The sequence below is a fragment of the Pseudomonas sp. LBUM1656 genome, assembly GCF_059716065.1.
Window position 1 is genome coordinate 4,172,461 of the sequence record NZ_CP166800.1, and the last position, 25,314, is coordinate 4,197,774.

General features: G+C 58.3%; 21 protein-coding genes. 6 read left to right on the forward strand and 15 right to left on the reverse strand.

The features are described 5' to 3' along the window. Positions 1-83: 83 nt before the first annotated feature. From ACA072_RS18895 to ACA072_RS18930, 8 genes are all read right to left on the reverse strand, one after another. Positions 84-3,731, reverse strand: coding sequence for a transporter substrate-binding domain-containing protein (locus ACA072_RS18895; RefSeq protein ID WP_497619775.1), 3,648 nt, complete (start codon positions 3,729-3,731; stop codon positions 84-86). Continuing rightward, positions 3,732-4,358 (reverse strand): response regulator, encoded by a 627-nt coding sequence (locus ACA072_RS18900; protein ID WP_497619777.1) that lies wholly within the window; start codon positions 4,356-4,358, stop codon positions 3,732-3,734. A 218-nt stretch (positions 4,359-4,576) separates the two neighbouring features. Then, the gene (locus ACA072_RS18905; RefSeq protein ID WP_497619779.1) at positions 4,577-5,689 is read right to left on the reverse strand and encodes an EAL domain-containing response regulator; all 1,113 of its coding nucleotides are present in this window, start codon (positions 5,687-5,689) and stop codon (positions 4,577-4,579) included. Between the two features lie 204 nt (positions 5,690-5,893). After that, positions 5,894-8,695 (reverse strand): ATP-binding protein, encoded by a 2,802-nt coding sequence (locus tag ACA072_RS18910; RefSeq protein ID WP_497619781.1) that lies wholly within the window; start codon positions 8,693-8,695, stop codon positions 5,894-5,896. After that, complete coding sequence (locus tag ACA072_RS18915; protein ID WP_497619783.1) at positions 8,696-9,322, reverse strand: response regulator; 627 nt, start codon at positions 9,320-9,322, stop codon at positions 8,696-8,698. A gap of 128 nt (positions 9,323-9,450) precedes the next feature. Continuing rightward, positions 9,451-10,644: an EAL domain-containing response regulator gene (locus tag ACA072_RS18920; protein ID WP_497625012.1), complete on the reverse strand. Its 1,194-nt coding sequence runs from the start codon at positions 10,642-10,644 to the stop codon at positions 9,451-9,453. 287 nt (positions 10,645-10,931) lie between these two features. After that, positions 10,932-11,162: an Arc family DNA-binding protein gene (locus ACA072_RS18925; RefSeq protein WP_497619785.1), complete on the reverse strand. Its 231-nt coding sequence runs from the start codon at positions 11,160-11,162 to the stop codon at positions 10,932-10,934. A gap of 144 nt (positions 11,163-11,306) precedes the next feature. Further along, positions 11,307-12,176, reverse strand: coding sequence for a LysR substrate-binding domain-containing protein (locus ACA072_RS18930; RefSeq protein WP_497619786.1), 870 nt, complete (start codon positions 12,174-12,176; stop codon positions 11,307-11,309). Between the two features lie 96 nt (positions 12,177-12,272). Here ACA072_RS18930 and ACA072_RS18935 point away from each other — a divergent pair, with 96 nt between their 5' ends. Continuing rightward, a complete protein-coding gene (locus tag ACA072_RS18935; RefSeq protein ID WP_497619788.1) occupies positions 12,273-13,181 on the forward strand; it encodes a DMT family transporter in 909 nt (302 codons plus the stop codon). A gap of 39 nt (positions 13,182-13,220) precedes the next feature. Here ACA072_RS18935 and ACA072_RS18940 read toward each other — a convergent pair whose 3' ends face one another. Both ACA072_RS18940 and ACA072_RS18945 read right to left on the reverse strand, forming a co-directional pair. Continuing rightward, positions 13,221-13,451, reverse strand: a complete 231-nt coding sequence (locus ACA072_RS18940; protein ID WP_497619790.1) for a hypothetical protein — start codon at positions 13,449-13,451, stop codon at positions 13,221-13,223. Positions 13,452-13,543: 92 nt separating this feature from the next. Then, positions 13,544-14,257: a FadR/GntR family transcriptional regulator gene (locus ACA072_RS18945; RefSeq protein WP_497619792.1), complete on the reverse strand. Its 714-nt coding sequence runs from the start codon at positions 14,255-14,257 to the stop codon at positions 13,544-13,546. A 280-nt stretch (positions 14,258-14,537) separates the two neighbouring features. Between ACA072_RS18945 and ACA072_RS18950 the strand changes: the two genes are divergently transcribed. Then, entirely contained in the window at positions 14,538-15,884 is a 1,347-nt protein-coding gene (locus tag ACA072_RS18950; RefSeq protein WP_497619794.1) for an MFS transporter, read from the forward strand. Positions 15,885-15,908: 24 nt separating this feature from the next. Beyond that, positions 15,909-17,252, forward strand: a complete 1,344-nt coding sequence (gene gudD, locus ACA072_RS18955; RefSeq protein WP_497619796.1) for a glucarate dehydratase — start codon at positions 15,909-15,911, stop codon at positions 17,250-17,252. Positions 17,253-17,387: 135 nt separating this feature from the next. Here the strand turns inward: gudD and ACA072_RS18960 are convergent, their stop codons facing one another. Then, positions 17,388-18,266 carry a LysR family transcriptional regulator gene (locus ACA072_RS18960; RefSeq protein WP_497619798.1) on the reverse strand — a complete coding sequence of 293 codons (879 nt, stop codon included), beginning with the start codon at positions 18,264-18,266 and terminating at the stop codon, positions 17,388-17,390. A 160-nt stretch (positions 18,267-18,426) separates the two neighbouring features. Here ACA072_RS18960 and ampC point away from each other — a divergent pair, with 160 nt between their 5' ends. Continuing rightward, entirely contained in the window at positions 18,427-19,593 is a 1,167-nt protein-coding gene (ampC, locus tag ACA072_RS18965; protein WP_497619799.1) for a class C beta-lactamase, read from the forward strand. Positions 19,594-19,856: 263 nt separating this feature from the next. Here ampC and ACA072_RS18970 read toward each other — a convergent pair whose 3' ends face one another. Both ACA072_RS18970 and ACA072_RS18975 read right to left on the reverse strand, forming a co-directional pair. After that, a complete protein-coding gene (locus ACA072_RS18970; protein ID WP_497619801.1) occupies positions 19,857-20,234 on the reverse strand; it encodes a DUF6124 family protein in 378 nt (125 codons plus the stop codon). Between the two features lie 358 nt (positions 20,235-20,592). Beyond that, positions 20,593-21,156 (reverse strand): DUF4174 domain-containing protein, encoded by a 564-nt coding sequence (locus ACA072_RS18975; protein WP_497619803.1) that lies wholly within the window; start codon positions 21,154-21,156, stop codon positions 20,593-20,595. Positions 21,157-21,336: 180 nt separating this feature from the next. Between ACA072_RS18975 and ACA072_RS18980 the strand changes: the two genes are divergently transcribed. Continuing rightward, positions 21,337-21,705, forward strand: coding sequence for a VOC family protein (locus ACA072_RS18980; RefSeq protein WP_497619805.1), 369 nt, complete (start codon positions 21,337-21,339; stop codon positions 21,703-21,705). Positions 21,706-21,724: 19 nt separating this feature from the next. Here the strand turns inward: ACA072_RS18980 and ACA072_RS18985 are convergent, their stop codons facing one another. Together ACA072_RS18985 and ACA072_RS18990 are read right to left on the reverse strand one after the other, a co-directional pair. Next, the gene (locus ACA072_RS18985) at positions 21,725-22,510 is read right to left on the reverse strand and encodes a sulfite exporter TauE/SafE family protein (protein WP_438662115.1); all 786 of its coding nucleotides are present in this window, start codon (positions 22,508-22,510) and stop codon (positions 21,725-21,727) included. A 256-nt stretch (positions 22,511-22,766) separates the two neighbouring features. Beyond that, positions 22,767-23,516, reverse strand: coding sequence for a hypothetical protein (locus ACA072_RS18990; protein ID WP_109629218.1), 750 nt, complete (start codon positions 23,514-23,516; stop codon positions 22,767-22,769). Positions 23,517-23,925: 409 nt separating this feature from the next. Between ACA072_RS18990 and ACA072_RS18995 the strand changes: the two genes are divergently transcribed. Next, a complete protein-coding gene (locus tag ACA072_RS18995) occupies positions 23,926-25,074 on the forward strand; it encodes an aldose epimerase family protein (protein ID WP_497619806.1) in 1,149 nt (382 codons plus the stop codon). Positions 25,075-25,314: the final 240 nt, after the last annotated feature.

The following is a 25,314-nucleotide window of genomic DNA, read 5'->3' on the forward strand; positions in this document are numbered from 1 at the left end:
AGTATCTCTGGAAAATTCCTTTATGAATGTAGGAAATTTCCCAAGGGCAGACGCGCGTTCCTTGGCAGCGCGACCGCCGGGATCTACAGGGCCGGATCGACCAGGCGCTGCTCCAGGGTTTGCGCCAACTGCTCCATCGCTTGCAGCAACGCATCCACCGACTCGGTCAACAAGGCTGAGTCCGACCCCAGACAGGCGTCCTCCAATTGCTCGCAGCACTGGATCAAACCGTTTGCCTTGACGATTCGTGCCCCCCCCTTGACCCGATGGGCCAGGCCGGAAAGCCCCGACAGGTCATGCGCACTGAACAGTTTGATCAGCCGCAACATGTCCTCTTCGTTACTGGCGGCCAGATCGCCCAGCAAACGGTCGATGGCGTTGTGATCGCCATGGGTCAATTGCTCCAGGCTACTGAGGTCGATGTCGCCTTCAATCGTGTACACCCTGCCGCCCACCGGCCGTGACTCGGTGCCGGGCTGGACCGAGGCGAGTCGGGCACTCAGGTCGCCGAGACTGATCGGCTTGAACAGGCAATCGTCCATCCCCTCTGCCAGGCAGCGGTCTTTTTCATCCGCCTGGGCATTGGCGGTGAACCCCAGAATCAGACAAGGCTTGGCGCCCGAAGCCTTTTCCTCATCACGAATGGCTCGCGTCAGCTCATAGCCGTTCATGACCGGCATGTTGCAGTCGGTAATCACCACATCGAAGTGGCCGTTGCGCCAGGCACGCAGGCCATGGGCACCGTCTTCGGCGTCGCTGACGCCGTGGCCGAGGTAGCTCAATTGCTGGGAGAGCAGCAAGCGGTTGGCCGGGTAGTCGTCGATCACCAGGATATTGAGCACCCCCGCCTGCGACACCGGTTCTGCCGCCGGCAACTCGGCAGCGGGCAAGGGTTCCAGGATGAGCAAGTTGAGGTGGATATCAATCTGCGTGCCTTTGCCCAGCACGGTGGTCAGGCGCAACTGCCCCTGCATCATTTCACACAGGGTACGGCTGATGACCAGGCCCAGCCCCGAACTTCCCCGCGCCGACTGGTGGTGATTGCTGGCCTGACCGAAAAGGCTGAACAGCTGTTCTTGATCCTTGGCGGAAATACCAATGCCGGTATCCTTGACTTGCACATGAATCGCCAACCGCTCGCCGCACACGTTGGGCGCAGCCCTCACGCTCAAACGCACCTCGCCTTCGTCGGTGAACTTGATCGCATTGCTCAGCAGGTTGGAAAGAATCTGTTTGAAGCGCAGCGGATCGATCAGGACATCGCAACAAGCCTTGAGGTCGAAATCCAGCAACAGCCGCAGCCCTTTTTGCCGTGCCGCCCCTTCGAACATCCGCACCACCGATTCGACCAGCTCACGCAGGTTGGCCCGCTCCGGGGACAGCGACAGGCGGCCGGATTCAATGCGGGCGATATCGAGAATGTCGCCGATCAGCTCCAGCAGCCCCCGTGCCGCGCCAGAGGCGACTTCGATGGCGAACCGGTCCATGACGCCTTGATCAGCCTTCATCATCGCCAGTTCGAGCATGCCGATCACCGCATTCAACGGCGTGCGGATTTCATGGCTCATGGTGGCCAGGAAGGTGGTTTTCGCCCGGTTGGCGTCATCGGCACTTTTCTTTGCATTCTGCAATTGATCGAACAGCAGCTGGCGTTCACTGATGTCGATCCAGCCGGCAATGATGCCGGTGACCACGCCATCGCTGGTGCGATAGGGCAGCATCCAGTGATACACCGTGTGTACCGAGCCGTCTTTGCGGGTGATGGCGCGATCCTGGATCCATCGCGTCCCCTCCTCCATCACCTGCATGTATTCGTCATGATAGATCTGAGCGTCGGCATGACTGAGCAGTACGCTGTCGGTTATCTGCTTGCCCATCACCGTCTCGCGCGGGACGCCCACCACGTCCAGGTAAGCAGTGTTACAACTCACCAGACGCCCCTGTCGATCACGGACATAAATCGGGTGAGGCGTGCCGTCGATCAGGACGCGCATGAACTCCATCTGATCGTTGAGCGCCAACTCGGCCTTTTCGTGTTTGGCCATCAACTGGCGCAAGTAAATGATCCAGCCCACGGCCACCAGCAACAACAACCCGAACAGCACAAACCCCTGAATGACCACGGTGCGATTTTGCCGCCAGCTACTATTATCGATCACCACGTCGTGGTGCCACCGGCCCGTCAATTCATCCAGTTCTTCCGGGGGAATGCTTTGCAGGGCTTTGTCCAGGATCGAATACAGCTCCAGCGCCCCGCGATCGGTGGCGAAGCCGATTTGCGCCGACAACACGCCGACGATACTGGCCATGCGCAAGCGGTCGCGGTAGTCGCGCATGATCAAGTAACGCCCGTTGATCAGCGCATTGATGGCACCGTCCGCCTCCCCCTTGGCCACCAACGCCATCGCATTGGCTGAAGCCGGTGTCTGTATCAACTCAATGCCCGGATAATTCTGGCGGATGAAATCATGCAGCGCATTGCCACGCCGCAGCGCCAGTTTTTTGCCGACCATATCCTCCAGTCTTTCGGGGCTGCCCGACTCGTTCCGAGTGACCAGCACAAACGGGTTGGTCAAATAAGGGCGGGTGAAACGCAGCTCGCTGGCTCGCTCGGTACTGGGATTGAATGCTGCTATCAGATCGGCGTTTCCCTTTTTGATCAGCTTGATCATGTTGTCCGCCGAGCTGCTGCGCAGCACATTGAATTTCAAACCGGTACGCTGACTGACCTTCGCCAGGACCTCGGCACTGATGCCCCGGAACTCACCCTGCTCATCAAAAAACGAGAGGGGAGCGAAGCTATCGTTGACGGCCACGGTCAGGCGCGGATGTTTTTCCAGCCAGCGTTGTTCAGCCGCACTGAACTGAAGTGGATTAAGACCGGTAATGCTCATGTCACCGGCGCTCCAACGGCGCAGGATTGTCATGCGATCGGTGATGGGAATCACCGCCAGGGCGGCATTGACGATGCGCAGCAAACGACGGTTGTCCGGGTGTATGGCGAAGGAAAACTGCGTTGCATACACGCCTGGCAACGTCGTCAGGCGAACGTCGTTCAGGTAGTGTTTGTTCACCAGATAGTGGGTGCTGATGAGATCGCCCACGTACGCATCCGCCTGACCAAACGCCACCGCACCGATTGCGCTCTGGGCCGAGGGGTGAAGCTGCAGCTGGGCCTTGGGATAGGCCGCACTGATGGCGTCCGTCGGCTGAAAGTGGTCAAGCATGGCCAGGCGACTGTCAGCCAGGTCTGGCTTCAACACCTGGCTGCCACTGCGGGTCACCAGCGCCGACGGGGCCTGCGCATAGGCACTGGACAGCGCTAACGCCGGATCTGTCGCATCGAAGCTGTTGGCAGTGCCCACCAGGTCCAGTTCACCGACTTTGAGTGCCTGTAGCACCTCGGCTCGAGAGTCGTAACGACGTACCTCGATCCTGGTGTGCAACAGGGTGGCCAGCCGCTCGGCGTAATCAGCCGTAATCCCTTCGTAATCCTGGCCATTGGTGATGATGTCGAAGGGCGCATAGTCCGGCGCTGACACGCCCAGGCGCAGTGAATTCTTGTTGCGCAACCAGCGCCAGTCCGACTCGTCCAGCACGACGGTGTAGTTCTCGCCACTCGAACGGCCAAAGAGGTTCAAGGATTGCACCTCGGCCTGGGCTGAAGAAATACCTCCCGACTGACCGAGTAGAAGTACGGCAAGCAGATAGTCAAGCAGAAGAGTTTTCATTTAGACCAGATTATTGCGCTTGGCAAAGTCGGCCAGGTACACCACCGATTTAACGTTAAGCTTTTCGATCAGGCGGGTTTTATACGTACTGACGGTCTTGTTGCTTAACAACATGGCATCACCGATTTCCTTGTTGCTCAGGCCTCGGGCAAGTTGCTGCAAAATAATCAGTTCACGATCGGACAGTTCGCGGATCATCTCCATCTCGGTGCAATCGACATCAGATCGACGTACGGAATGGCCTGCCAGGTTGGGAAAGTAGGTATAACCGGCCATGAGCGCTTTGATCGCTTTGCTCAATTCGCTCAAATCATCGGTTTTCGAAATATAACCGGCAGCGCCCGCCTTCATGCAGCGCATGGCATAGCAGGACGCTGGCTGGGCAGTCAATATCAGGATCCGGCTCGACAATTTCAGTGCGCGAATCCGGCTGATGACTTCCAGCCCGTCGAGGCCAGGCATGGCGATATCCAGCAGAATAAGTACCGGGTCATGTTGGCGAGCCATCTGTACCGCATCGACGCCATTGGAAGCTTCGACGATGAGTTCGAATTGCTCACGCTCAAGCAACACTTTTACCGCCGCCCGAATGAACGGATGATCGTCTACAACCAACGCTTTATGCATATAAACCTCTCTGCAAGACGAACCGGAAAATACCGACGACTCAAAGGGTCATGCATACGAAGAGTATGGTACAGATCACCCGCGAATGTGGCCCTCATAACTCAGTGATATGGCCGCTCTATCGAAAGAGCCCGGATACTGCAAATGTCGTTTCCGAGTGGATGATTGTGGTTATGCAAAAACGGCATGAACCTCTGGGCATTCAAGCAAACCATCGATCAGTTAATGGCCGAGAACCTGCTGCTGGGCATCTGTTGCAGGGTTAGCCAATGCAATAAATCCGCTCCCGGCATTGGCCGCGCGCACCAATAGCCTTGCCCTTGCGTACACCCGAGCTCCAGCAGCACTCGCCGCTGTTCTTCGGTTTCGATGCCTTCGGCGACCACCGCCATGCCCAATGCATCGCCCAGCGCCAGGGTGCTGCTGATAACAGCGCGGCAACGCGGTTCGTGCATCACGCCACGAACAAAACCGGCATCGAGTTTGATTTCGTTGAAGGGCAACTGGCATAGCCGTTGCAGTGAGGAAAACCCCGCGCCAAAGTCATCGATCGACAGACCGCAACCCATCATCCGCAGGCACGTCAGTCTTTCCAGGCTGGCGGGCGGTACTTCGAGCAGCCCCGTTTCCGTCAGTTCAAACGTCAGCCCTGAACCGGGCAAGTCATGAATATCCAGAACCATACGGATCCTGGGGATGAGATGGGCATTGGCCAGTTGCGAGACCTGCAGATTGAAGGCGACATTCAGCGAAACGCCCTGTTCAAGTGCCTGGCGTTGCAGGTTCAAGCCTTGTTCCAGTTGCATGAACAGCAGTTCATCGAGCAAACCACACTGCTCGATGACCGGAATGAACACGGAGGGCGGCAGGACGCCTTTGAAAGGATGGTGCCAGCGCGCCAGGGTTTCGATGCTACAAACCTCCCCTGTCAGCAGATCGAACTTGGGCTGGAACCACGTCTGCAATTGCCGCTGGGCAAAGGCCTGACGCACATCTTCTTCATGGATCAACGCTGTCACAGGAGGCGAGACGGGTATGTCGAACGTTTCTGTCTTCTGTTTTTCCAGCAATGCCTGCAATGGACGCATCGGTGAATATTCATTGAAGTCCCCCAGCAGGATCATTCCCAGCGGCGAAACGATCTGTCTCACCGCCCGAAGCACGTCTGCCGGCAGTGGACTGCAGATGATGATCGCCCCCATCAGGCCTGATCGACCGACGCTCTGCAGCAGCTCCAGGTTATTCACCCCCTCGAAACGCAGGTCGCACAGCGTGATATCCACCGGCCCCACCTGTTCGATTATCGCCAGGGCCTGTACCCAGTCAGCCACTTCGAAGATCTCCTGGCAATCTGGCTGCGACCGCATTTTGCCCGAGATCAATCGCTGAAAGTGGGGGGCACCAAGAACGAGGATACGTAACGGACGCATGGGCATTGGCAGGGGCTCACAATCGAAGATGTGAACGCATTGTCGGGACTTGGCCGATGCGGATCTTTAGGAAATTTCTGCCTGTATGTAGGATTTTTCCGACAATCACTCGGCAACCGCAGTCAGTTGCTGAACGTCCGCACACCGGTGCACCTCGAGGGTTTGGGCCAATTGCTCCATGGCTTGCTGCAAGGCATCGACCGCTTCCGTCAACGATGCCGACTCGCCCCCCGTGCAGACCGCTTCCAGCTGCTCGCAACAGACGATCAAGCCGTAGGCCTTGATGATTCGCGCCCCACCCTTGACCCGGTGCGCCAGATCGCAAAGCCCCGGCAGGTCATGCTCGCCGAACAACCTGATCAGACGCAGCATGTCCTCTTCGTTACTCACGGCCAGATCGCCCAGCAGATGGTCGATGGCGCAGGGATCGCCACAGGTCAGTTGCTGCAAGCTGCTGAGATCGATAGTGCTGCCTGTCTCGACAATATTCCCGCCTCGGGGCAATGACTCGGTGCAGGGTTGTACCGAGGCCAGTCGAGCACTCAAGTCCGCGAGGCTGATAGGTTTGAACAGGCAATCGTCCATCCCTTCTGCCAGGCACCGCTCCTTTTCCTCCGGCTGGGCGTTGGCGGTGAACCCCAGGATCAGGCAAGGCTTGGCGCCAGACGATTTTTCCAGATCGCGAATCACCTGCGTCAGTTCATAGCCGTTCATGACCGGCATGTTGCAGTCGGTTATCACCACATCGAAGGAACCGTTGCGCCAGGCACGCAAGCCATGAGCACCGTCTTCGGCGTCACTGACCCCATGACCGAGATAGGTCAATTGCTGCGACAGCAACAAACGGTTGGCCGGATAATCGTCGACCACCAGAATGTTCAACGCCCACTGCTGGGCCTCCAGTTCAGTCACCGACACCGTGGCTGCGGGCAAGGGTTGCAAGACGAGCAGATCGAGCGAGATATCAACCTGCGTACCTTCGCCCGGCGCACTGCTCAGGTGCAGCTGCCCCTTCATCATTTCGCACAGGGTACGGCTGATGGACAGCCCAAGTCCCGAACCACCCCGCGCCGACTGGTGATTAGTGCGGGCCTGAGTGAAAGGACTGAACAACTGCGCTTGATCCTGTGCGCAAATACCGATCCCCGAATCCTTGACCTGCACATGAATCATCAGGCGCTCGTCACAGCTGCCTGGTGCGGCTTGCACGCTCAAGCGCACGCTGCCCTCGTCAGTGAACTTGATGGCGTTGCTCAGCAGATTGGACAGAATCTGCTTGAAGCGCAGCGGATCGATCAGCACGTCGCGACTGGCCTGCGGGTCAAAATCCAGTAGCAGGCGTAAACCTTTTTGCCGAGCCACGCCTTCGAACATGCGCGTCACCGATTCCACCAACTCCCGTAATCCTGCGCGTTCCGGTGCCAGGAAAAGACGCCCGGATTCAATTCGCGCGATATCCAGAATGTCGCCGATCAGGTCCAGCAACCCACGCGCGGCGCCGGACGCCACCTCGATGGCGAACCGGTCCATGATGCCTTTGTCCGCCTTCTTCATCGCCAGTTCGAGCATGCCGATCACGGCATTCATCGGGGTGCGGATTTCATGGCTCATGGTGGCCAGGAAGGTGGTTTTCGCTCGATTGGCGTCATCGGCACCTTTCTTCGCATTCTGCAATTCATCGAACAGACGCTGGCGTTCGCTGATATCGATCCAGCCGCCAATCATGCCCTTGACCACGCCATCGCTCGAACGATAGGGCAGGATCCAGTGGTAAACCGTATGGACGACACCGGTTCGCCTTCTCAGGACCCGATCCTGAATCTCCCGGGAACCCTCATCCATCACCCTCAGGTACTCTTCATGAATGGCCGCAGTGTCGGCATAAAAGAGCTGCGGGCTGTCGGTGATTTTTTTGCCGATCAACTTCTCGAGACTGGCCCCCACCACGTCAAGGTAAACCGAGTTGCAACTCACCAGCCGCCCTTCGCGGTCACGGACATAGATCGGGTGCGGGGTGCCATCGATCATGGCGCGCATGAATTCCATCTGGTCGTTGAGCGCCCGCTCGGCCTTTTCGCGGGTCACAATCAATCGACGCAGGTAGACGATCCAGCCCACGGCCGCCAGCAATAACAGCCCGAAGAGAGTGAAGCCCGGAACAACCACAGACTGGCCGTGCAGCCAGATGCCCTCATCCACGACCTCGTCGTTGCGCCAATGCCCGGACAATGCCTGGAATTCTTGCGCAGGAATGTGTTGCAGGGCTTTATCCAGAATCGACAGCAGCTCCACGGCCTTGCGGTCGGTGGCGAAACCCACCTTGACTGACAGCAAACCGAAAGTGCTGGCCATGGCCTCCCGCGCTCCCGGGCTGCCCGACTCGACCTTGTTCATCAGCACATTCGGGTCGGTCAGGTAAGCGCGAGTCACCCGCAGCTCGGCGTCCTTTTCAGCGCTGGCGTTGAATGCCGCGATCAGATCGGCGTCGCCCTGCTTGATCTGCCTGATCAGCTCGTCCATTGAATGACCGCGCACCACATCGAACTTCAATCCGGTGCGCTGACTGATTTTAGTGAGAACTTCGGCGCTGATTCCCCGGTATACACCCCACTGGTCGAAGAACGATACCGGGACGAGGCTATCGTTGACGGCCACTTTCAGCCGGGGGTGTTTGGCCAGCCAACGTTGTTCGGCCGCGCTGAGACCCAGCGCGGAAATGTCCGGTTGCCGTGGACTTGAGGTGCGCAGCCAGTGCACGTCCGGTTCTTGCGAACCAACGATGAAGCTTTCATCACTTGAGTGAATGGACAGTTTTAAGGTTTGCGCACCGCCATGGGCCGACGAAATACTCCCCAACTGGCCGAACACAAACACCGCAAGCAGGTAGTTACGCAGAGGCATTCTCATTCAGATCAAGTTATTCCGCTTCGCAAAGTCGGCCAGATAGACCACCGACTTGACATTAAGCTTTTCGATCAAACGGGTTTTATAAGTACTGACGGTCTTGTTGCTTAATAACATTGCATCGCCGATTTCCTTGTTGCTCAAGCCACGTGCAAGTTGCTGCAAGATCATGAGTTCACGATCGGACAAACAACGAATCATATCCAGCTCGGTCGCATCGATATCATTTCGGCGTACGGAATTACCTGACAGATTGGGAAAAAAGGTATAGCCCGCCATAAGCGCCTTGATCGCTTTGCTCAGTTCGCCCAATTCGTCGGTTTTTGAAATATAACCAGCCGCACCGGCCTTCATACAGCGCATGGCATAAAAGGCCGGCGATTGGGAGGTCAATATCAGTACCTTGCACGGAAGTTTCAGCGCCACAATCCGACTGATGACTTCCAGGCCGTCCAGCTTCGGCATGGCGATATCCAGCACGATCAGCGACGGGACATGCTGGCGAGCCAGTTGCACCGCGTCCGCACCATTATCAGCCTCGACGACCAGCCCGAACTCCTCTTTCTGTAGCAGAATTTTCACCGTCGCCCGAATGAATGGATGATCGTCCACAACCAACGCTTTATGCATTTGAACCTCGCTGTAATACGCACCGGACACAACCGATGACGCAAAGGTCATGCATCACAGGATAACGGAACATGTCACCGTACAAAGAAGCACCCACCTCTACATCACTCGCCAGTCGACGACCGTTATTATTCTTTTCGTATTTCCCGGTTCTGCAGCCATTGCATGAGCCGGCTCGAATCCATCGGCGGCGCCAAATGAAAACCCTGACCCAATGAGCAGCCGATTTCGACCACTGCATCTCGGATCACCTGGCTGCTCACCCCCTCGATGACCAGGCTCATGTTAAGGGACCGCGAAAGTGCCAGGGCACTGGTGATCATCGACCGGGTGCGCGAGTCAGAAATGTCCTGGACAAGCTGGCCGGCGAGCTTCAATTGGTTGAAAGGTGACTGACAGAGCAGCTTCAGCGAGGAAAACCCCAGGCCGAATCCATCGATTGAAAGACCGCATCCCATTGCACGCAGACGCAACAGATTTTCCTGGGCAACCCGGGGCGCGCCGAGCAGGCCGTTTTCAGCCACTTCGAACAACAAGGTCGACCCCGGGAAATCGTGGCACTTCAAGCGACCAAGAATATGGTCGGTCAGGTCGTTACGGGTCAGTTGCGAAGCGTGAAGATTGAATCCGAATTGCAGACTGAGGCCACGATCGCGCAGGGCAAGTAACAGATTCATCCCTTGCTCCAGCATTTGCTTGAACATCTCATCAATGAGGTCATACGCCAGCACCGCGGCCAGGAAGTCTTTGGGCAGCAGCAGCCCCCTGACAGGATGTTCCCAACGCGCCAGCGCCTCAACCCCCACCACCGTGCCACTGGTCATCTCGAACTTGGGCTGGAACCAGGCTTTGAAATCCCCCGACACCAGGCCCTGCCGGACCTCTTCTTCACCGGGCAGCTTGTGCAGCGGTGACGAATCAACGGCAGACGAATGGCGGCGGTGCCTGTAGCGATGCAACACACCCTGCAATGAACCGGGCTGCATGGGCTGGCTCAACTCCCCGAGCAACTGCAATTTCGAAAAACAGGTCATCTGCCCCACGGCACGACGCATTTCCGGCCGTACCTCGCTGCTCAGCGCGACAGCGCGAACCATGCCGTTCTGACCGACGGTGTGCAAAAAACCCAGGCAGTTGAGGGCCGTGCTTCGCAGGTCGCAGAGCACTATGTCCACGCCCCCGGGTCGATTGATCTTCGTCATAGCCCGTTCGGTACTATCCGCTTGCAAGATATCGATGACTCCCAAGTGTTTTAAAGCGTTGACCAAAACACCGCGCTGAATCGATTTATCTTCTAAAACAAGAACGCTAAGTGAGTCCATCTTCACTAGTTGCTCTACCAAAACTGAAGACAGAATTGTGGCAACGTCCTACTGCTCCAGACGAAGGATCCATCCTTCCGTCTTGTAGGAAATTTCCCAGCAGGGCCGTTAGTCTATTAGAACGACTTTGATTTCCCGGCGTCTGCTGAAAACATCAACGGCCGGTTTTGGATCCAGTTCGAGCAAGCTTTTAGAACGGATCGGACTCAAAGACGACGTTCCTTTTACGCTTCGACATGAATGGATTGCCGAACAACAAGACGGCTCACAGTAAAAAAGTTGAGCAATCAGTCGGAACCCGGCCAGGCTTCGGTACTGACTGTTGAGTTCTCCGATGCAAGTACTTCACGAATCAACAAAAATCTAATGTCATCATCAAGTTCACTCATGGATATCTCTGCTAATGCACGTTCCATTCGAGCGATAATTTCACCGTTCAAACTTCGCCTGTTTGCCCTGGCAGCATGTTTTAGTTTTTGACGTAAACCGTCAGGTAACCGAAGTACAAATGTCGCCATTACCGAATCCAGAGAGCAAAAAGAGTCCGACAGTCTGGCGCCCTCTCGCTTGAATTTTATGTAGGACGCTTCTCGCTCAAGCTCAAGAAATTTCCTACAGGCGGCGCGTCTCCATCCAGCGGCGAATGGATCGATCCCCTCCGCCTACCGAGGCAAAAACTCCTCGCGCAACATCGCCACAAACGCTTCCCGCGCGGGGTGAACCCCGGCGTTTTCATGCCAGTAAAACAGGTTGTCGATGGCCGTCAGCTCAGGAAACTCAAACCCCGCGCATCCCGCCCCTTTGGCGTACTGGTCAAACACCCCTTTGGGCACCAGCGCGACCCCGGCCCCGGCACTGACACACCCGACAATCGCCCCATAACTGGCGAGGCTGACTATCGGCAGCGCCTGCCCTTGCCGCAACAACCAATGCTCCAGCGCCGCCCGGTAAGGACAGCCTTGCGGCCACATGAACACGGTCTTGTCCTGCAAGTCGGCGATATCGCGCACCGGCCCCAGGGAGGTCGAGGCAATCAGCAGCAGCTCTTCGCGATACATCGGCGTGCGCTTGAGTTGCGAGCGCTCGACATCCACCGCGACGATCGCGCCGTCGAGCCGATGATTGAGGGTGTCATCGAGCAGTTGGCTCCAGGTGCCAGTGGTCAGTTCCAGCGCAACGCCGGGATACCGCTTGTGAAACTTCGCCAGCAGACGCGGCAGGCGACCGGTGGCCGAGGATTCGATGGCGCCGATGCGCAGCGGGCCGGAGGGTTCGGCCGACGGGTCCACGGCGCGTTTGGCTTCAACGGTCAGTGCCAGAATCTTCGAGGCGTAGGCCAGAAACGTCTGCCCCGCCGGGCTGATGCGCAAACCTCGACCCTCGCGCAGAAACAGCGCCACACCCAGCTCGGCTTCCAGCGCCTTGATCCGTGCCGTGATGTTCGACGGCACGCAATGCAACAGCTCCGCCGCCCGGGCGATGCTGCCGACCTCGGCCACGGTCTTGAACATGCGAATCTGTGCCAACTCCATACATCACCCAAAGTGAACAGTTAACGCAGTATAAGTCAGTTGTGGCGAATGGTCGGGCTTCCGATACTCGGTGCATCAACCCAACGGTGATCGTTCATGAAGCCCTCCACGCACGCCCTCAAAATTCTCCTGGCCATGGCGTTTGTCGTCGCCTGTTGGGGTTACTCACCGACCGGCATCCACATCGGCTTGCAGGCCTATGACCCCGGTCACCTGGCACTGCTGCGCTTTCTGATTGCGTCGGTGTTCATGGCCGTCGTCGCCGTGTTCAAAGGCATCAGTCTGCCGAAGCTTCGTGATCTGCCGCTGCTGATCGTTCTTGGTTTCTTTGCCGTGAGCCTGCACCACGTCGCCCTGAATATCGGCCAGCAAAGTGTCAGCGCCGGCGCCTCCAGTGTGTTGGCGCAATCGACGCCACTGTTCAGCACCCTGATGGCGCGGTTCGTGTTCAAGGACCAGGTCAGCGCCTGGCGTTGGGGGTGTGTTTTGTCGGGATTGATCGGGGTGGTGATTGTGGTGGCGGGTGACCGCGGACTGGGCAGCCTTGATGCGAACGGGTTGCTGATCTTGCTGGCGGCGGTGTCGTGGAGTTTTTACTTCGCACTGCAGAAGCATCATTGCGGACGCTACGACGGCTTGACGCTGGTCTGTTTTACGGTCTGGTCGGGCACGGCGCTGTTGCTGATTTATCTGCCGGGGTTGGCCGACAAAGTTGTCAGCGCACCGATTCATGTGCAATGGGCAGTGTTGGCTTTGGGCGTGTTTCCCAGCGCCCTCGCCTACCTGGCCTGGGCGTTTGTGCTGGCCCACATTGATTTGAGTCGGGCGACCATGACGCTGTATCTGATTCCGCCAACGGCCATCGCCATTGCGGCGTTTGCCTTGGGTGAGCAGCCGACGTTGCTGGTCGGGGTTGGGGCCGTGGTAGTACTCATCAGTGTGCTGGCGTTGAATCTGGAGCGGCGGCCCACCGTCATCGCGACCCGCCTGCCCGACCATCGCTGACGATTCAATAAAAAACCCGGCACAGTGGCCGGGTTCTTTTTATCGCCTGTCATCCGATAAAGGGGTTGGCTCATCCGCTGGCGGTACGTCCTCGTCAGCGGCTGGATCCTTCCAGTCGTCAGGTCGATCAGCGTCGGCGGCAGCCGGGTCCAGTGAAGGGTCCCTGCCGGGCGGAGCATCGTGATCCTGCATCGGCTCGTCGGTGCCGGGCATGGGTCTGGTCGGGTCGGTATTGGGTGTTCCATCCGGGAACATTGAGTCGTTAGCCATGACGCACCTCACTGATGAGGTCCAGCAAATCTGGGCCGTACTCGTTGGAAGCGAGCGCCTGAATGGCGTGCTATCGACTAGACAAACGGTCGTCAGCCACCGGACGAAAACCGGTCGCGGCTGTTGGTCAGGTGCAGCCACATGGCGGCGCGAGCGGCGTCCGGGTCTTGCCGTTTGATCGCGTTGAGAATTGCCTCGTGCTCGAGGTTGGCCAGTTGCCCGAGCTTGCTCAGATCCGCCGCGCCACGCTCGGCGGCATTGACCCGGGTCCGCGGAATCATGGCGCTGCCCAGGTGCTGCATGATTTCGGTGAAGCACACGTTGCCGGTGGCTTCGGCGATCAGCAGGTGGAAGCGCTTGTCGGCCTCGACACAGCTGTCGTTGTTGGCGAGCAGGCTTTGGTAATCATCGAGCGCTTCGCGCATCTGCGCTAACTGCTGCTCGGTGCGACGGCTCGCCGCCAGCGCGGCGGCTTGGGTTTCCAGGCCCATGCGCAACTCCAGAATGCTACGCACCCCCAAGGCCGTATCGACATTCAATCGCAGCCCCTGCTCCGGCGCGCGCTCGATCACAAAGGTGCCGATGCCGTGGCGGGTTTCCACCAGGCCTGAAGCCTGCAACTTCGAGATCGCCTCTCGCACCACGGTGCGACTGACCCCGTGCTCCTGAACAATCGTGTTCTCCGACGGCAGCTTGTCTCCCGGCACCATCTGCCCGAGCAAGATGCTCTGGCTCAGTTTGGCCACCAGGTCATGGGCCAGGTTGTGAGTGCGCTTGCGCGCGGGCGCGTCGAGGTCTTCTTGCATGGCGATCATCCGGAAGCAGGGCTCACGGAATCGTAGCACTGCGCTCGGTTGGGATCTTGAGAAAAAACGCTCTACTTGTATGACAACACTCAACAAATGGTCAAAAATGACCTTCATTGAGAACACACACCACCGCAAAAAGAACAAAACTGCGCGACGAAAGCGCTATTTAACTGGATAAAGGTGCTTGCAGGGCGAAAAAACCTAGTTGTATGATGTCTATCAACACAGCAACATCCAGCCACACCCCGCATAAAAATAATCAGTGGGAGAAAACCAAGTGAATACATCCATATCCGGGATGCACGAGGGAGCCGATTCGGTCCTGAAATCCGCCATCTCGAAAGTGAAACGCCATGTCCTGCCGCTGTTCGTCATCATGTTCATCGTCAACTACATTGACCGCGTGAACATCGGCTTCGTCCGCGCCCACATGGAGCAGGACTTAGGGATAGGCGCTGCCGCCTACGGCCTCGGTGCCGGCCTGTTCTTCATCGGTTACGCGCTGTTCGAAGTCCCCTCCAACATGCTTCTGCAAAAAGTCGGCGCACGTATCTGGCTGACCCGCATCATGCTGACCTGGGGCCTGGTCGCCGCGGGCATGGCCTTCATCCAGAACGAAACCCACTTCTACATCCTGCGATTCCTGCTGGGCGTGGCGGAAGCCGGTTTCTTTCCCGGAGTGATTTATTACTTCACCCGCTGGTTGCCAGGCGTTGAGCGCGGCAAGGCCATTGCCATTTTCCTCAGTGGTTCGGCGATTGCTTCGCTGATCTCCGGTCCGCTGTCCGGGTTACTGTTGCAGATCACCGGATTCGGAATGCACGGCTGGCAATGGATGTATTTCATCGAGGGGATGTTTTCAGTCGGGCTGTGCGTGTTCGTGTGGTTCTGGCTGGACTCCAAACCCCACGACGCCAAATGGCTGACCCGCGCCGAGCAGGACGCGCTGGTCAAAGCCATCGATGACGAGCAACTGGCCCGGGAAGCGGCGACACCGATCAAACCGTCGCTGGGCACGCTGCTCAAGGATCGCCAGATCATCCTGTTCTGCCTGATCTACTTCTTCATCCAGCTGACCATTTATGCCGCGACCTTCTGGCTGCCGAGCATCATCAAGAAGATGGGCGACCTCAGCGACATTCAGGTCGGGCTGTTCAACTCGATTCCGTGGTTGCTATCGATCGTCGGCATGTACGCCTTCGCATCCCTATCGGCGAAGTGGAAAAACCAGCAAGCCTGGGTCGCCGCTGCCCTGCTGATCGCGGCGGCCGGCATGTTCATGTCCACCACCGGCGGGCCGATCTTTGCCTTCGTTGCCATCTGCTTCGCGGCGCTGGGTTTCAAGTCCGCATCGTCGCTGTTCTGGCCGATCCCTCAGGCCTATCTGGATGCACGGATCGCGGCGGGCGTGATCGCGCTGATCAACTCGGTGGGCAACCTTGGCGGCTTCGTTGCGCCGACCACGTTCGGCCTGCTCGAAGAACACACCGGCTCCATTCAGGGCGGACTGTATGGCCTGGCCGCAACGTCGATCATCGCCGCGATCATCGTCTTCGCCGCACGCAACACACCGAAAACCGCACCGGCCGTTGCACTGGGCAAACCAGCGCCCAATCACGCCTGAATCTCTGTTTTGAAGGACAAGACAATGAACCCACAAGACACCGCAAAAGCCCCGATCATCACCAGCATGCAGGTGGTTCCGGTGGCCGGTCACGACGGCATGCTGCTCAATCTGAGCGGCGCCCACGGCCCGTTTTTTACCCGCAATATCGTGATCCTCAAGGACAACGCCGGTCACACCGGCGTCGGCGAAGTGCCGGGCGGCGAGCGCATCCGCCAGACGCTGGAAGATGCACGTTCGCTGGTGGTCGGCAGCCCGATCGGCAACTGGCAGAAGATCCTCAATCAAGTGCGCCAGACCTTCGCCGATCGCGATGCCGGCGGTCGCGGTTTGCAGACCTTCGACCTGCGCATCACCATTCACGCGGTCACGGGCCTGGAAGCCGCCCTCCTCGACTTGCTCGGTCAGCATCTCGACGTGCCGGTCGCGGCCCTGCTCGGTGAAGGCCAGCAGCGTGACGAAGTGAAGATGCTCGGTTATCTGTTTTATGTCGGTGATCGCAACGAAACCGATCTGGCCTATCGCAGCGAACCGGACGCCGACAACGACTGGTTCCGCGTGCGTCACGAGAAAGCCATGACCGCCGACGCCGTGGTCCGCCTGGCCGAGGCCGCGCACGCTCGCTACGGCTTCAAGGATTTCAAGCTCAAGGGCGGCGTGCTCAGCGGCGACGAAGAAATCGAAGCCGTCACCGCGCTGGCCGAACGCTTTCCCGATGCACGCATCACGCTCGATCCGAATGGCGCGTGGTCACTCAAGGAAGCCATTCGACTGTGCCGCGATCAGCATCACGTGCTCGCTTACGCCGAAGACCCGTGCGGGGCGGAAAACGGTTATTCGGGTCGCGAAGTGATGGCTGAGTTCCGCCGCGCCACGGGCCTGAAAACCGCGACCAACATGATCGCCACCGACTGGCGGGAAATGGGCCATGCGATCCAGTTGCAATCGGTGGACATTCCACTGGCCGACCCGCATTTCTGGACCATGCAGGGTTCGGTTCGCGTGGCGCAAATGTGCCACGAATGGGGCCTGACCTGGGGCTCGCACTCCAACAATCACTTCGATATTTCCCTGGCGATGTTCACCCATGTCGCGGCGGCGGCGCCGGGTGAAATCACGGCGATCGACACGCACTGGATCTGGCAGGACGGTCAGCGCCTGACCAAGGCTCCGCTGCAGATTGTTGATGGTTGCGTGCAGGTGCCGAAGAAACCGGGGCTGGGGGTTGAGCTGGATCTGGATCAGTTGGCCAAGGCCCATGAGTTGTACAAAGGCATGGGACTGGGCGCGCGGGATGACAGCGTGGCGATGCAGTTTCTGATTCCGGGCTGGAAGTTCGATAACAAGCGGCCGAGTCTGGTGCGCTAATCCTTCGAAACCACCTCATTCCCTGTGGGAGCGGGCTTGCTCGCGAAGGCGTCCGTACAGTCGGCATTGATGTTGAATGTTATGGCCCCTTCGCGAGCAAGTCGGATCGCCGCACCCACAGGATTTGCGCTCACTTCAATTCATCTCGGCGGCTTGCAACAGCCACTCCTTGAACATTGTCATCGCCGACGTTTCAGGGCGCGACTGCAAGCGGGTCAGCCAATAACTGCCGGTGGTGATGCCGATGTCGAACGGTTGCTCGATCGCACCCGCTGCCAGTTGCCGGGCGAACATCAGTGGTGGCGCCAAGGCAATCCCTGCGCCCTGCAACGCAGCCTCCATCATGGCGAGCGAGGAGTCGAAGACGATGCTCTTGGGCGGCGGCGTATTGGCAGGCAACCCGGCGGCCAGAAACCACTCGGGCCATTCGTCCGTGCGGTAGGAACGCAACAGCGTCTGCTTGAGCAGGTCGGCGGGTTCTTGCAACTGCCCAGCTATTTCCGGAACGCAGAGCACCGACAACGGCGCTTCAATCAGCTTTAAAGCCTCGATCCCGTGCCAGGCGCCGGCGCCAAACCGGATGGCGTAATCCAGCCCTTCGGCGGCCACGTCCACCCGATTGTTGTTGGTCGACAGGCGCAAATCTATGAACGGATGTTTCGACTGGAAGTCCGCCAGCCGCGGCAACAGCCAACCCACCGCAAACGTCCCCACGGCACCCACGGTGACCACTTCACGAAAATGCCCGCCCTCGAATCGCTCAAGGGTTTCGGCAATGCGGTCGAAGGACTCGCGCAATACCGGCAGCAAGGTTTCACCTTCACTGGTCAGCATCAGGCCGCGGGGCAAGCGTTTGAACAGCGTCACCTTAAGCTGGGCTTCAAGGCTTTTGACTTGATGACTGACCGCTGCCGGCGTGACGAACAACTCCACCGCCGCCCGAGTGAAGCTCAAATGGCGCGCGGAAGCCTCGAAGGCGCGCAATGCATTTAGCGGCAGATGAGGACGAATCATGTCCACTCCCAAATTTTTCTAATGGCCAACCCGAAATATCGTCGTTTGTCGAATGTCGCCCGACTGCCTAGATTTGGCGCGCCCGTTAGCCGTCCGGTTTGATTGCCGTTGCGAGTGTAGCGGTTAAAGTAACGACAACTCATGGAGAGTGGTTCCAATCATGTACAAATTTCATCTGCCAAGACTGGCGTCCTTCAGCGCTTTTGCCCTGTTGCTCGGTGCAAGTCACTGTATGGCCGCAACAAAATCCGACGATCAACTCGACGCCCTGGTGAAAGCCGCCATCGGGCCGGTCATGCAACAACAGGATATTCCCGGCGTCGCAGTCGCGATCACCTTGAACGGTCAGCAGCATTACTTTAACTACGGCGTGGCCTCGAAAGAGGACGGCAAACCGGTCAGTCAGGACACGCTGTTCGAAATCGGCTCGGTGAGTAAAACCTTTGCCACCACGTTGGCGGCCTACGCCCAGGCCAGCGGCAAACTGACTTTGTCTGACCGGGCCAGCCAGGTGTGGCCTGAGTTGAAAGGCAGTGCGTTCGACAACATCAGCGTGTTGCAACTCGGCACTTACACCGCTGGCGGACTGCCGTTGCAATTTCCTGACGAGGCCGATCATCCAGACAAAATGCTCGCCTACTTCAAGCAGTGGAAACCAGTGTATGCCGCGGGCACCCACCGCCAGTATTCGAACCCCAGCCTTGGGCTGTCCGGTTATCTGGCAGCGAAAAGCATGGGCCAGCCGTTCGATGAGTTGATGGAAAAGACCTTGCTGCCGAAACTTGGGCTCAAGCACACCTACCTCAAGGTGCCGAAGGATCAGATGGGGCTGTACGCCCAAGGTTACGGAAAGGATGGCAAGCCGATGCGGGTTAGCCCGGGAGCATTGGATTCGGAAGCGTATGGCGTGAAAACCAGCGCTGCGGATCTGCTTCGTTACGTTGAAGCCAACCTGAAACCGGCGACGCTGGAGAAGCCTTTGCCGCAAGCGATTGCCCTCACTCACAGCGGTTACTACACCGTGGGCGAGATGACGCAGGGGCTGGGTTGGGAGCACTACCCCTATCCGGTCAGCCTCGATACGTTGCTGAGTGGGAACTCGACGGAAATGGCGATGCAGGCGCATAAAGTCCAGTGGCTGAACCCGCCGCAACCTGCGCAAGAAGCGGCATGGTTCAACAAGACCGGGTCGACGGGTGGTTTCGGCGCTTATGTCGCGTTCGTGCCTTCGAAAGACATCGGTATCGTGATTCTGGCGAACAAGAATTACCCGAATCCGGAGCGAATCAAGATTGCTCACAAGGTATTGAGTGCCCTGACTGAGTAACCCAGAACAAGCTGTTCTCTTGTAAACCCGATCCCCTGTAGCAGCTGCCGAGCAGCGCGAGGCTGCGTTCGACTGCGCAGCAGTCGTGATCCTGAGTATGCGGCTCGTCTGAAAGTATCAGGTGGTCGTTTGACGACTGCTTCGCCCGAGCGCGGACCGAGCCGAACGCAGCCTCGCAGGCTCGACAGCTGCTACAAATATCGTTCGGGCAATAAAAATGGGCGACCTCCTTTGAGGTCGCCCATTTTCGTTATTACGTCAGGTCAATGCCGGGTCGGCGTCTGAGGGTCAGGCGCATCGGTCCTCGGATCAAGGTTGTCCCGAACCTGATTCACCAACAACTCCGCAATCCCTGTCAGTTGCTGAATCGCCCCTAGCATGGCCCGGTTCGAGCCATCCAGCTTGTCGGCAAAATTCATAATCACAGCATTTAGCGAAGCCAGGGTCTCGCAGGCCTGATGCAAGAGGGTGATGGTGTCGACGCCCGGGGCAACTGACAAGATCTGGTTGAGCGGGACGGAATGCCTGGGCTTGCGCACGCGAACGCTGGTGTCGTGCCCGGTCGTTTCGCCCAGCCGAACGAGCTTCAGGTGACTGGCATCGGTTGGGCGTTGCGGATCATTCTTGCCGAATTTCTTCATAGACGAGGCTCCTTTCTGGCCATTGGTTTTTTCGTCCCTGGATCCCTCAGTGTTGCGGACTCCCACGTCCGACCGCGAGTTTTGCGGTGGCTGACGAAGGCTAACGGCGCGCTCTGACAGAAACCAGTTCATGAAGTCCGACAGAACTTGCAGGAAATTTCCGAGACCAATGAAACCAGCGCATCTCCCCGCGTAATACTCGGTCTTTTGTAGCAGCTGCCGAGCAGCGCGAGGCTGCGTTCGAGCGCGAAGCGGTCGCCAATCCAGCGAATGGGGTTTGCCTGAAAGCAAGCAGCTGCAGGCTTTACGCCTGCTGCGCAGCCGGACGCAGGCTGCGCCAGCTGCTACAGGGGGGCGTTCAATCGTCCGGCATTTCCGGAGGCTTGGTCGGTTTCGCCGGCTTACCCGGTTTTGCACCCTTGGCGCCTTTAGCAGCGGGTTCAGCGACCACGGGCGTCACGACCGTCGGCGGTGCGGCTTCTTTCTCGGTCGCCGGCAGGGCATCGATGGTGTCGAAGATTTTCTTCAGATCGACCGACTTTGATTCATCCCCCGAACTCTCGAATTTCTTTTCGCCGTCCTTGCCCACCAGGATGACTTTAGGCAGCGCCCCCGCGCCCAGTTTCAGCGAGCGGATCAGGGCCATGGTGTCCTGTTGGCCGAGGTCCTTGCCGTCCAGTTGACCGAACATGTTCAGCACCGTGTACACCCTGATATTGCGCTGAGCGATACCTTCCTTGTTGGCCGGATCATTCAGCGAGTTTTTCAGGTTCGTCCAGACCGGGTCTACCGTGCTGGGAGCAATCACAATCAGTGGCCGGGCCCTGCCCTTGTCAATGTCCAGCGGTGAGCCGTCTTCGGCGGCGAGCAAGGGGCCGGCGAAAGCCAGCAAGGTAGTCAGGGTCAAAGACCTGATGAGCATGCGCATCTCCTTTTGATATCCACGCTCTAATGATTGCGCATCGCGGCGATCGTTCCGGGTGACGCACCGCAATTGTGTTCCGCCTTGACCCAAGCTTAGGTCAGGGCGGTCATTGCGCAACAGGCTGAACTAATCTCATCACTCATAACGAGCCGTCTGATCCGCCGTGAGGAACCCGCCATGAGCGCTCAGTTGAACCACACCATCGTCTGGTGCCGAGACAAGCAGATCTCGGCCCATTACCTCGCCGAGACCCTAGGCCTGCCGGTTCCCGAGCCGTTCGGGCCAATGCTGGTCGTCAAGTTGGACAATGGCGTGTCGCTGGATTTCTACGACAACGATCCACCGATCGCTTCCCAGCACTACGCGTTTTTGATCAGCGAGGAGGATTTCGATGCGGCCTTCGCGCGCCTGCAAGCGCGCAAGCAACACTGGTGGGCCGATCCCGGCAAGCAACGGCCTAACGAGATCAACGATTATGGCGGTGGTCGGCGGATTTATTTCGATGACCCGGACGGGCATCTGCTGGAGATTCTCACGCGTCCCTGATGCGGCAAGCCGTGCCGGTTCAGAACGCCAGTTTGTAGCCGATCAGCACCAGCATCGTGGCCAGGCACGGGCGCAGCACTTCGTCAGAGATGCGGCCGGTCAAGTGACTGCCCAGGTAAATTCCCGGCAGCGAACCGATCAGCAAGTAACCCAGCACGTGCCAATCCATGTTGCCCATGCTCGCGTGACCCAGACCGGCGACCAGGGTCAGGGGCACGGCGTGGGCGATTTCCGTACCGACGAGGCGCCGCGTCGGCAGCAGCGGATAGAGGATGAACAGCGCCACGGTGCCGAGAGCGCCGGCACCAATCGAGGTCAGCGCGACCATGGTGCCCAGCACCAGACCGGTGATGACCGTTAGAACATTCAGGCGCGAACCGCTGGGGTTGTACTGGCCACCCGCACGTTTGTGGGCGAAGTCGAGCAGGCGTTTCTTGAAGAAAATCGCCAGTGCCGTGGCAAACAATACGAAGCCCAGCGCCTGTTTGATGACGGCGTTCATTGCATCGGGGGAAGTCTGCAAACTGCTGAGGAACCACAGCGTCAGCGCCACAGCCGGCACGCTGCCGAGGGTCAGCCAACCGGTAATCGCCCAGTCGATGTTGTTGTTCTTGCGATGAACCAGCACACCGCTGGATTTAGTAATGGCCGCGTACAGCAAGTCGGTGCCCACCGCCGTGGCCGGATTGATACCGAACCAGAGCAGAATCGGGGTCATCAACGAACCACCGCCCACACCGGTCATGCCGACGATAAAGCCGACGACCAATCCTGCAACCACCAACCCGAAGTTAACGAAATCCATTAACACGCCCGAAAAAACATATGAAAAAACTGGCCCGCAGCATAGCGATTTTTCTTATAACTACTTATATCGATGCGGACTATCGTTATTCCACAACTCATCAATCTCCCTGTGCACTCACCTCTCCCTATGGGAGCGGGCTTGCTCGCGAAAGCGGACTGTCAGCCAACAAATTTGTTGAATGTTCGACCGCATTCGCGAGCAAGCCCGCTCCCACAAGGGGATCTGCGGTGTCAGTGAGTGTGGGGAGGTGGATCTACTGCACCGGCAAGAAATTCAAAAACAGCAAACTCTGGGCGTAATTCAGGCCGATCCGCCGATAGCGCTCGTCCAGCATCTGCGTCAGCAGGTCCAGCCGTGCGACGATCTTTCCGAACTCCACGGCAAAACTCAGGTTGCTGCCTTCCTCCGAAATTTCGTTGGAGAACAGCAAGGGCTCGCCGTTTTTATTCTGCCGCTGGCTCAGGATCCAGGTGGCTTTCTCGATGTTGCGGGCGGCGTTGTTGACGAAGGTCGGGTTGATCGCATCGGTCATGTAGAACTCGAGACGATTGCCGTGGGCGGTGACCAGCATGCTGCCGATGGCGTAAATGAAGGCGCCGACCCGGTCGCCGAGAAACTCCGGGCTCATGGCATAACTCAGTGCCGCCAGGTCTTTCTTGCCACCGAGGGTGGGCAGCGGCTGTTGTTGTTCGATGGCCAGGCGCACTTGCTTTCCGGCAGTGCGGGCGTCGAGGAAGCCGGATTTTTTCAACTCATCAGGGTTGCGCAGGTAGAGCTTGCTCATCAGCAAGTAGAGGCTGTCGAGGTTGTCGCGCATGGCCAGTGTCGCCATACGGTCGACGCTGGTCTGGAGAAATTCCTGGGGGCTGCCTTCGCGGAACTGGCTGACAAAGTCGCTGCCCTGTTGCTGGCTGCAACCGCTGGCGAAGAGCATCGACAGGCTGGCCAGCAGCAGGCATTGGCGACGTATTGATGACGTGAAGCAGGGTAAAACTCGAGCCATGGGTGCTTGAACTTGGGCATTGGCCGACGGTGGGGATCGCCGCAGGCTGGCCAAGGATAGAGCCGCCAAAGCTGAAAAAGTGCAGTGCCAACCGATCACCGGCGCCACTTTGTAGCAGCTGCCGAGCAGCGCGAGGCTGCGTTCGGCTCGGTCCGCGCTCGGGCGAAGCAGTCGTGAAACCTGAACACACGGTCTACCTGATGCACCGCGTTATCTGAATTCACGACTGCTTCGCAGCCGAACGCAGCCTCGCGCTGCTCGGCAGCTGCTACAAAATCGGCGTATTTAGTCATACTTTTAATGGCTTTTATCGAGTAAACAGCTATAAATCTTCTCCAGCTGAATATTTAGTATGACTACTAGATATTTTATCTGCGCTTTGAAAACAACAAAAAAAGGAAGGTTTACCATGCTGCAATCCCGACACCTACTCTCCGGCCTCGGACTGTCCCTGATGATCGCCACCCTCACCGCTCAAGCGGCTGGCCTGTCCAGCGAACACAAAGCCTTCGGCAAGACCAACGACGGCACACCCGTCGAGCAATACGTCTTGCGCAATAGCCACGGTGTGCAAGCCACAGTCATCACCTACGGCGGCATTTTGCAATCGCTCAAGGTGCCGGACAAAAACGGCAAGCTCGACGACGTGGTGCTGGGTTTTGACGATGTTCAGGGCTATCAGAGCGGCACCGCGTACTTTGGCGCGACCATCGGGCGTTTCGGCAATCGCCTGGCCAACGGCGCGTTCGAACTGGATGGCAAACGCTTTCAAGTGCCGCTCAATGACGGCTCCAACTCGCTGCACGGCGGCCCGCAAGGGTTTGACAAGCACGTGTGGAAAGCCCAGCCGAGTAAAAGCAAGGATTCGGTGGGCGTGACCCTGACGTATCTGTCGGCGGACGGTGAAATGGGCTTCCCTGGCAATCTCAAAACCGAGGTGACCTACAGCCTCACCGAGAACAATGAGCTGCGCATCGAGTACAAGGCCAGCACCGATAAACCGACCGTGCTCAACCTGACCAACCACAGCTACTTCAACCTCGCCGGTGCCGGTAACGGGGACGTGCTGAAACAGCTCGTCACCCTGCATTCGACCCACTACACGCCGGTCACCGCCAAGCTGATTCCGACTGGCGAACTGGCCCCGGTCGCCGGTACGCCGATGGACTTCACGCAGCCCACCGCGATCGGTAAAAACATCAAGACCGATCACCCGCAACTGAAATTCGCCGAGCCCAAGCAAGGTGGTTTCGATTTCAACTGGGCCCTGGACGCCAAGGGTGACGTGGGCAAGCTTGCCGCCGATGTCAGCGACCCACTCTCCGGTCGCCGCTTGCAGCTCTACACCACCGAACCCGGCGTGCAGTTCTATACCAGCAACTTCCTCGACGGCACGGTCAAGGGCAAGGGCGGCAAGGTTTATCCACATTGGGGCGCGTTTACCCTGGAGACCCAGCACTACCCGGACTCGCCGAACCAGCCGGGCTTCCCGTCCACCCGACTCGACCCGGGCAAGACTTATACCCAGAGCACTGTGCTGAAGTTTTCGGCCAAATAAACATCCGACATCACCCAATCATGTAGCAGCTGCCGAGCAGCGCGAGGCTGCGTTCGGCTGCGGAGCAGTCGTAAAATCAGGCAACCGGTTCTTTCTGGAAAACCGCGTAAACCGGGTTTACGACTGCTCCGCAGCCGAACGCAGCCTCGCGCTGCTCGGCAGCTGCTACGACACGTCTACGGAACCACCGGGGTATTCTGCTGCCAACTGATGAACACTTATCGATTCAAAAAAGGAGGT

What these genes read in the sequence shown, in the direction of transcription:
- ACA072_RS18895 (WP_497619775.1), bottom strand. Translation starts at nt 3,731, where the DNA reads ATGAAAACTCTTCTGCTTGACTATCTGCTTGCCGTACTTCTACTCGGT.
- ACA072_RS18900 (WP_497619777.1), bottom strand. Translation starts at nt 4,358, where the DNA reads ATGCATAAAGCGTTGGTTGTAGACGATCATCCGTTCATTCGGGCGGCG.
- ACA072_RS18910 (WP_497619781.1), bottom strand. Translation starts at nt 8,695, where the DNA reads ATGAGAATGCCTCTGCGTAACTACCTGCTTGCGGTGTTTGTGTTCGGC.
- ACA072_RS18915 (WP_497619783.1), bottom strand. Translation starts at nt 9,322, where the DNA reads ATGCATAAAGCGTTGGTTGTGGACGATCATCCATTCATTCGGGCGACG.
- ACA072_RS18920 (WP_497625012.1), bottom strand. Translation starts at nt 10,644, where the DNA reads ATGGACTCACTTAGCGTTCTTGTTTTAGAAGATAAATCGATTCAGCGC.
- ACA072_RS18925 (WP_497619785.1), bottom strand. Translation starts at nt 11,162, where the DNA reads ATGGCGACATTTGTACTTCGGTTACCTGACGGTTTACGTCAAAAACTA.
- ACA072_RS18930 (WP_497619786.1), bottom strand. Translation starts at nt 12,176, where the DNA reads ATGGAGTTGGCACAGATTCGCATGTTCAAGACCGTGGCCGAGGTCGGC.
- ACA072_RS18935 (WP_497619788.1), top strand. Translation starts at nt 12,273, where the DNA reads ATGAAGCCCTCCACGCACGCCCTCAAAATTCTCCTGGCCATGGCGTTT.
- ACA072_RS18940 (WP_497619790.1), bottom strand. Translation starts at nt 13,451, where the DNA reads ATGGCTAACGACTCAATGTTCCCGGATGGAACACCCAATACCGACCCG.
- ACA072_RS18945 (WP_497619792.1), bottom strand. Translation starts at nt 14,257, where the DNA reads ATGCAAGAAGACCTCGACGCGCCCGCGCGCAAGCGCACTCACAACCTG.
- gudD (WP_497619796.1), top strand. Translation starts at nt 15,909, where the DNA reads ATGAACCCACAAGACACCGCAAAAGCCCCGATCATCACCAGCATGCAG.
- ACA072_RS18960 (WP_497619798.1), bottom strand. Translation starts at nt 18,266, where the DNA reads ATGATTCGTCCTCATCTGCCGCTAAATGCATTGCGCGCCTTCGAGGCT.
- ampC (WP_497619799.1), top strand. Translation starts at nt 18,427, where the DNA reads ATGTACAAATTTCATCTGCCAAGACTGGCGTCCTTCAGCGCTTTTGCC.
- ACA072_RS18970 (WP_497619801.1), bottom strand. Translation starts at nt 20,234, where the DNA reads ATGAAGAAATTCGGCAAGAATGATCCGCAACGCCCAACCGATGCCAGT.
- ACA072_RS18975 (WP_497619803.1), bottom strand. Translation starts at nt 21,156, where the DNA reads ATGCTCATCAGGTCTTTGACCCTGACTACCTTGCTGGCTTTCGCCGGC.
- ACA072_RS18980 (WP_497619805.1), top strand. Translation starts at nt 21,337, where the DNA reads ATGAGCGCTCAGTTGAACCACACCATCGTCTGGTGCCGAGACAAGCAG.
- ACA072_RS18985 (WP_438662115.1), bottom strand. Translation starts at nt 22,510, where the DNA reads ATGGATTTCGTTAACTTCGGGTTGGTGGTTGCAGGATTGGTCGTCGGC.
- ACA072_RS18990 (WP_109629218.1), bottom strand. Translation starts at nt 23,516, where the DNA reads ATGGCTCGAGTTTTACCCTGCTTCACGTCATCAATACGTCGCCAATGC.
- ACA072_RS18995 (WP_497619806.1), top strand. Translation starts at nt 23,926, where the DNA reads ATGCTGCAATCCCGACACCTACTCTCCGGCCTCGGACTGTCCCTGATG.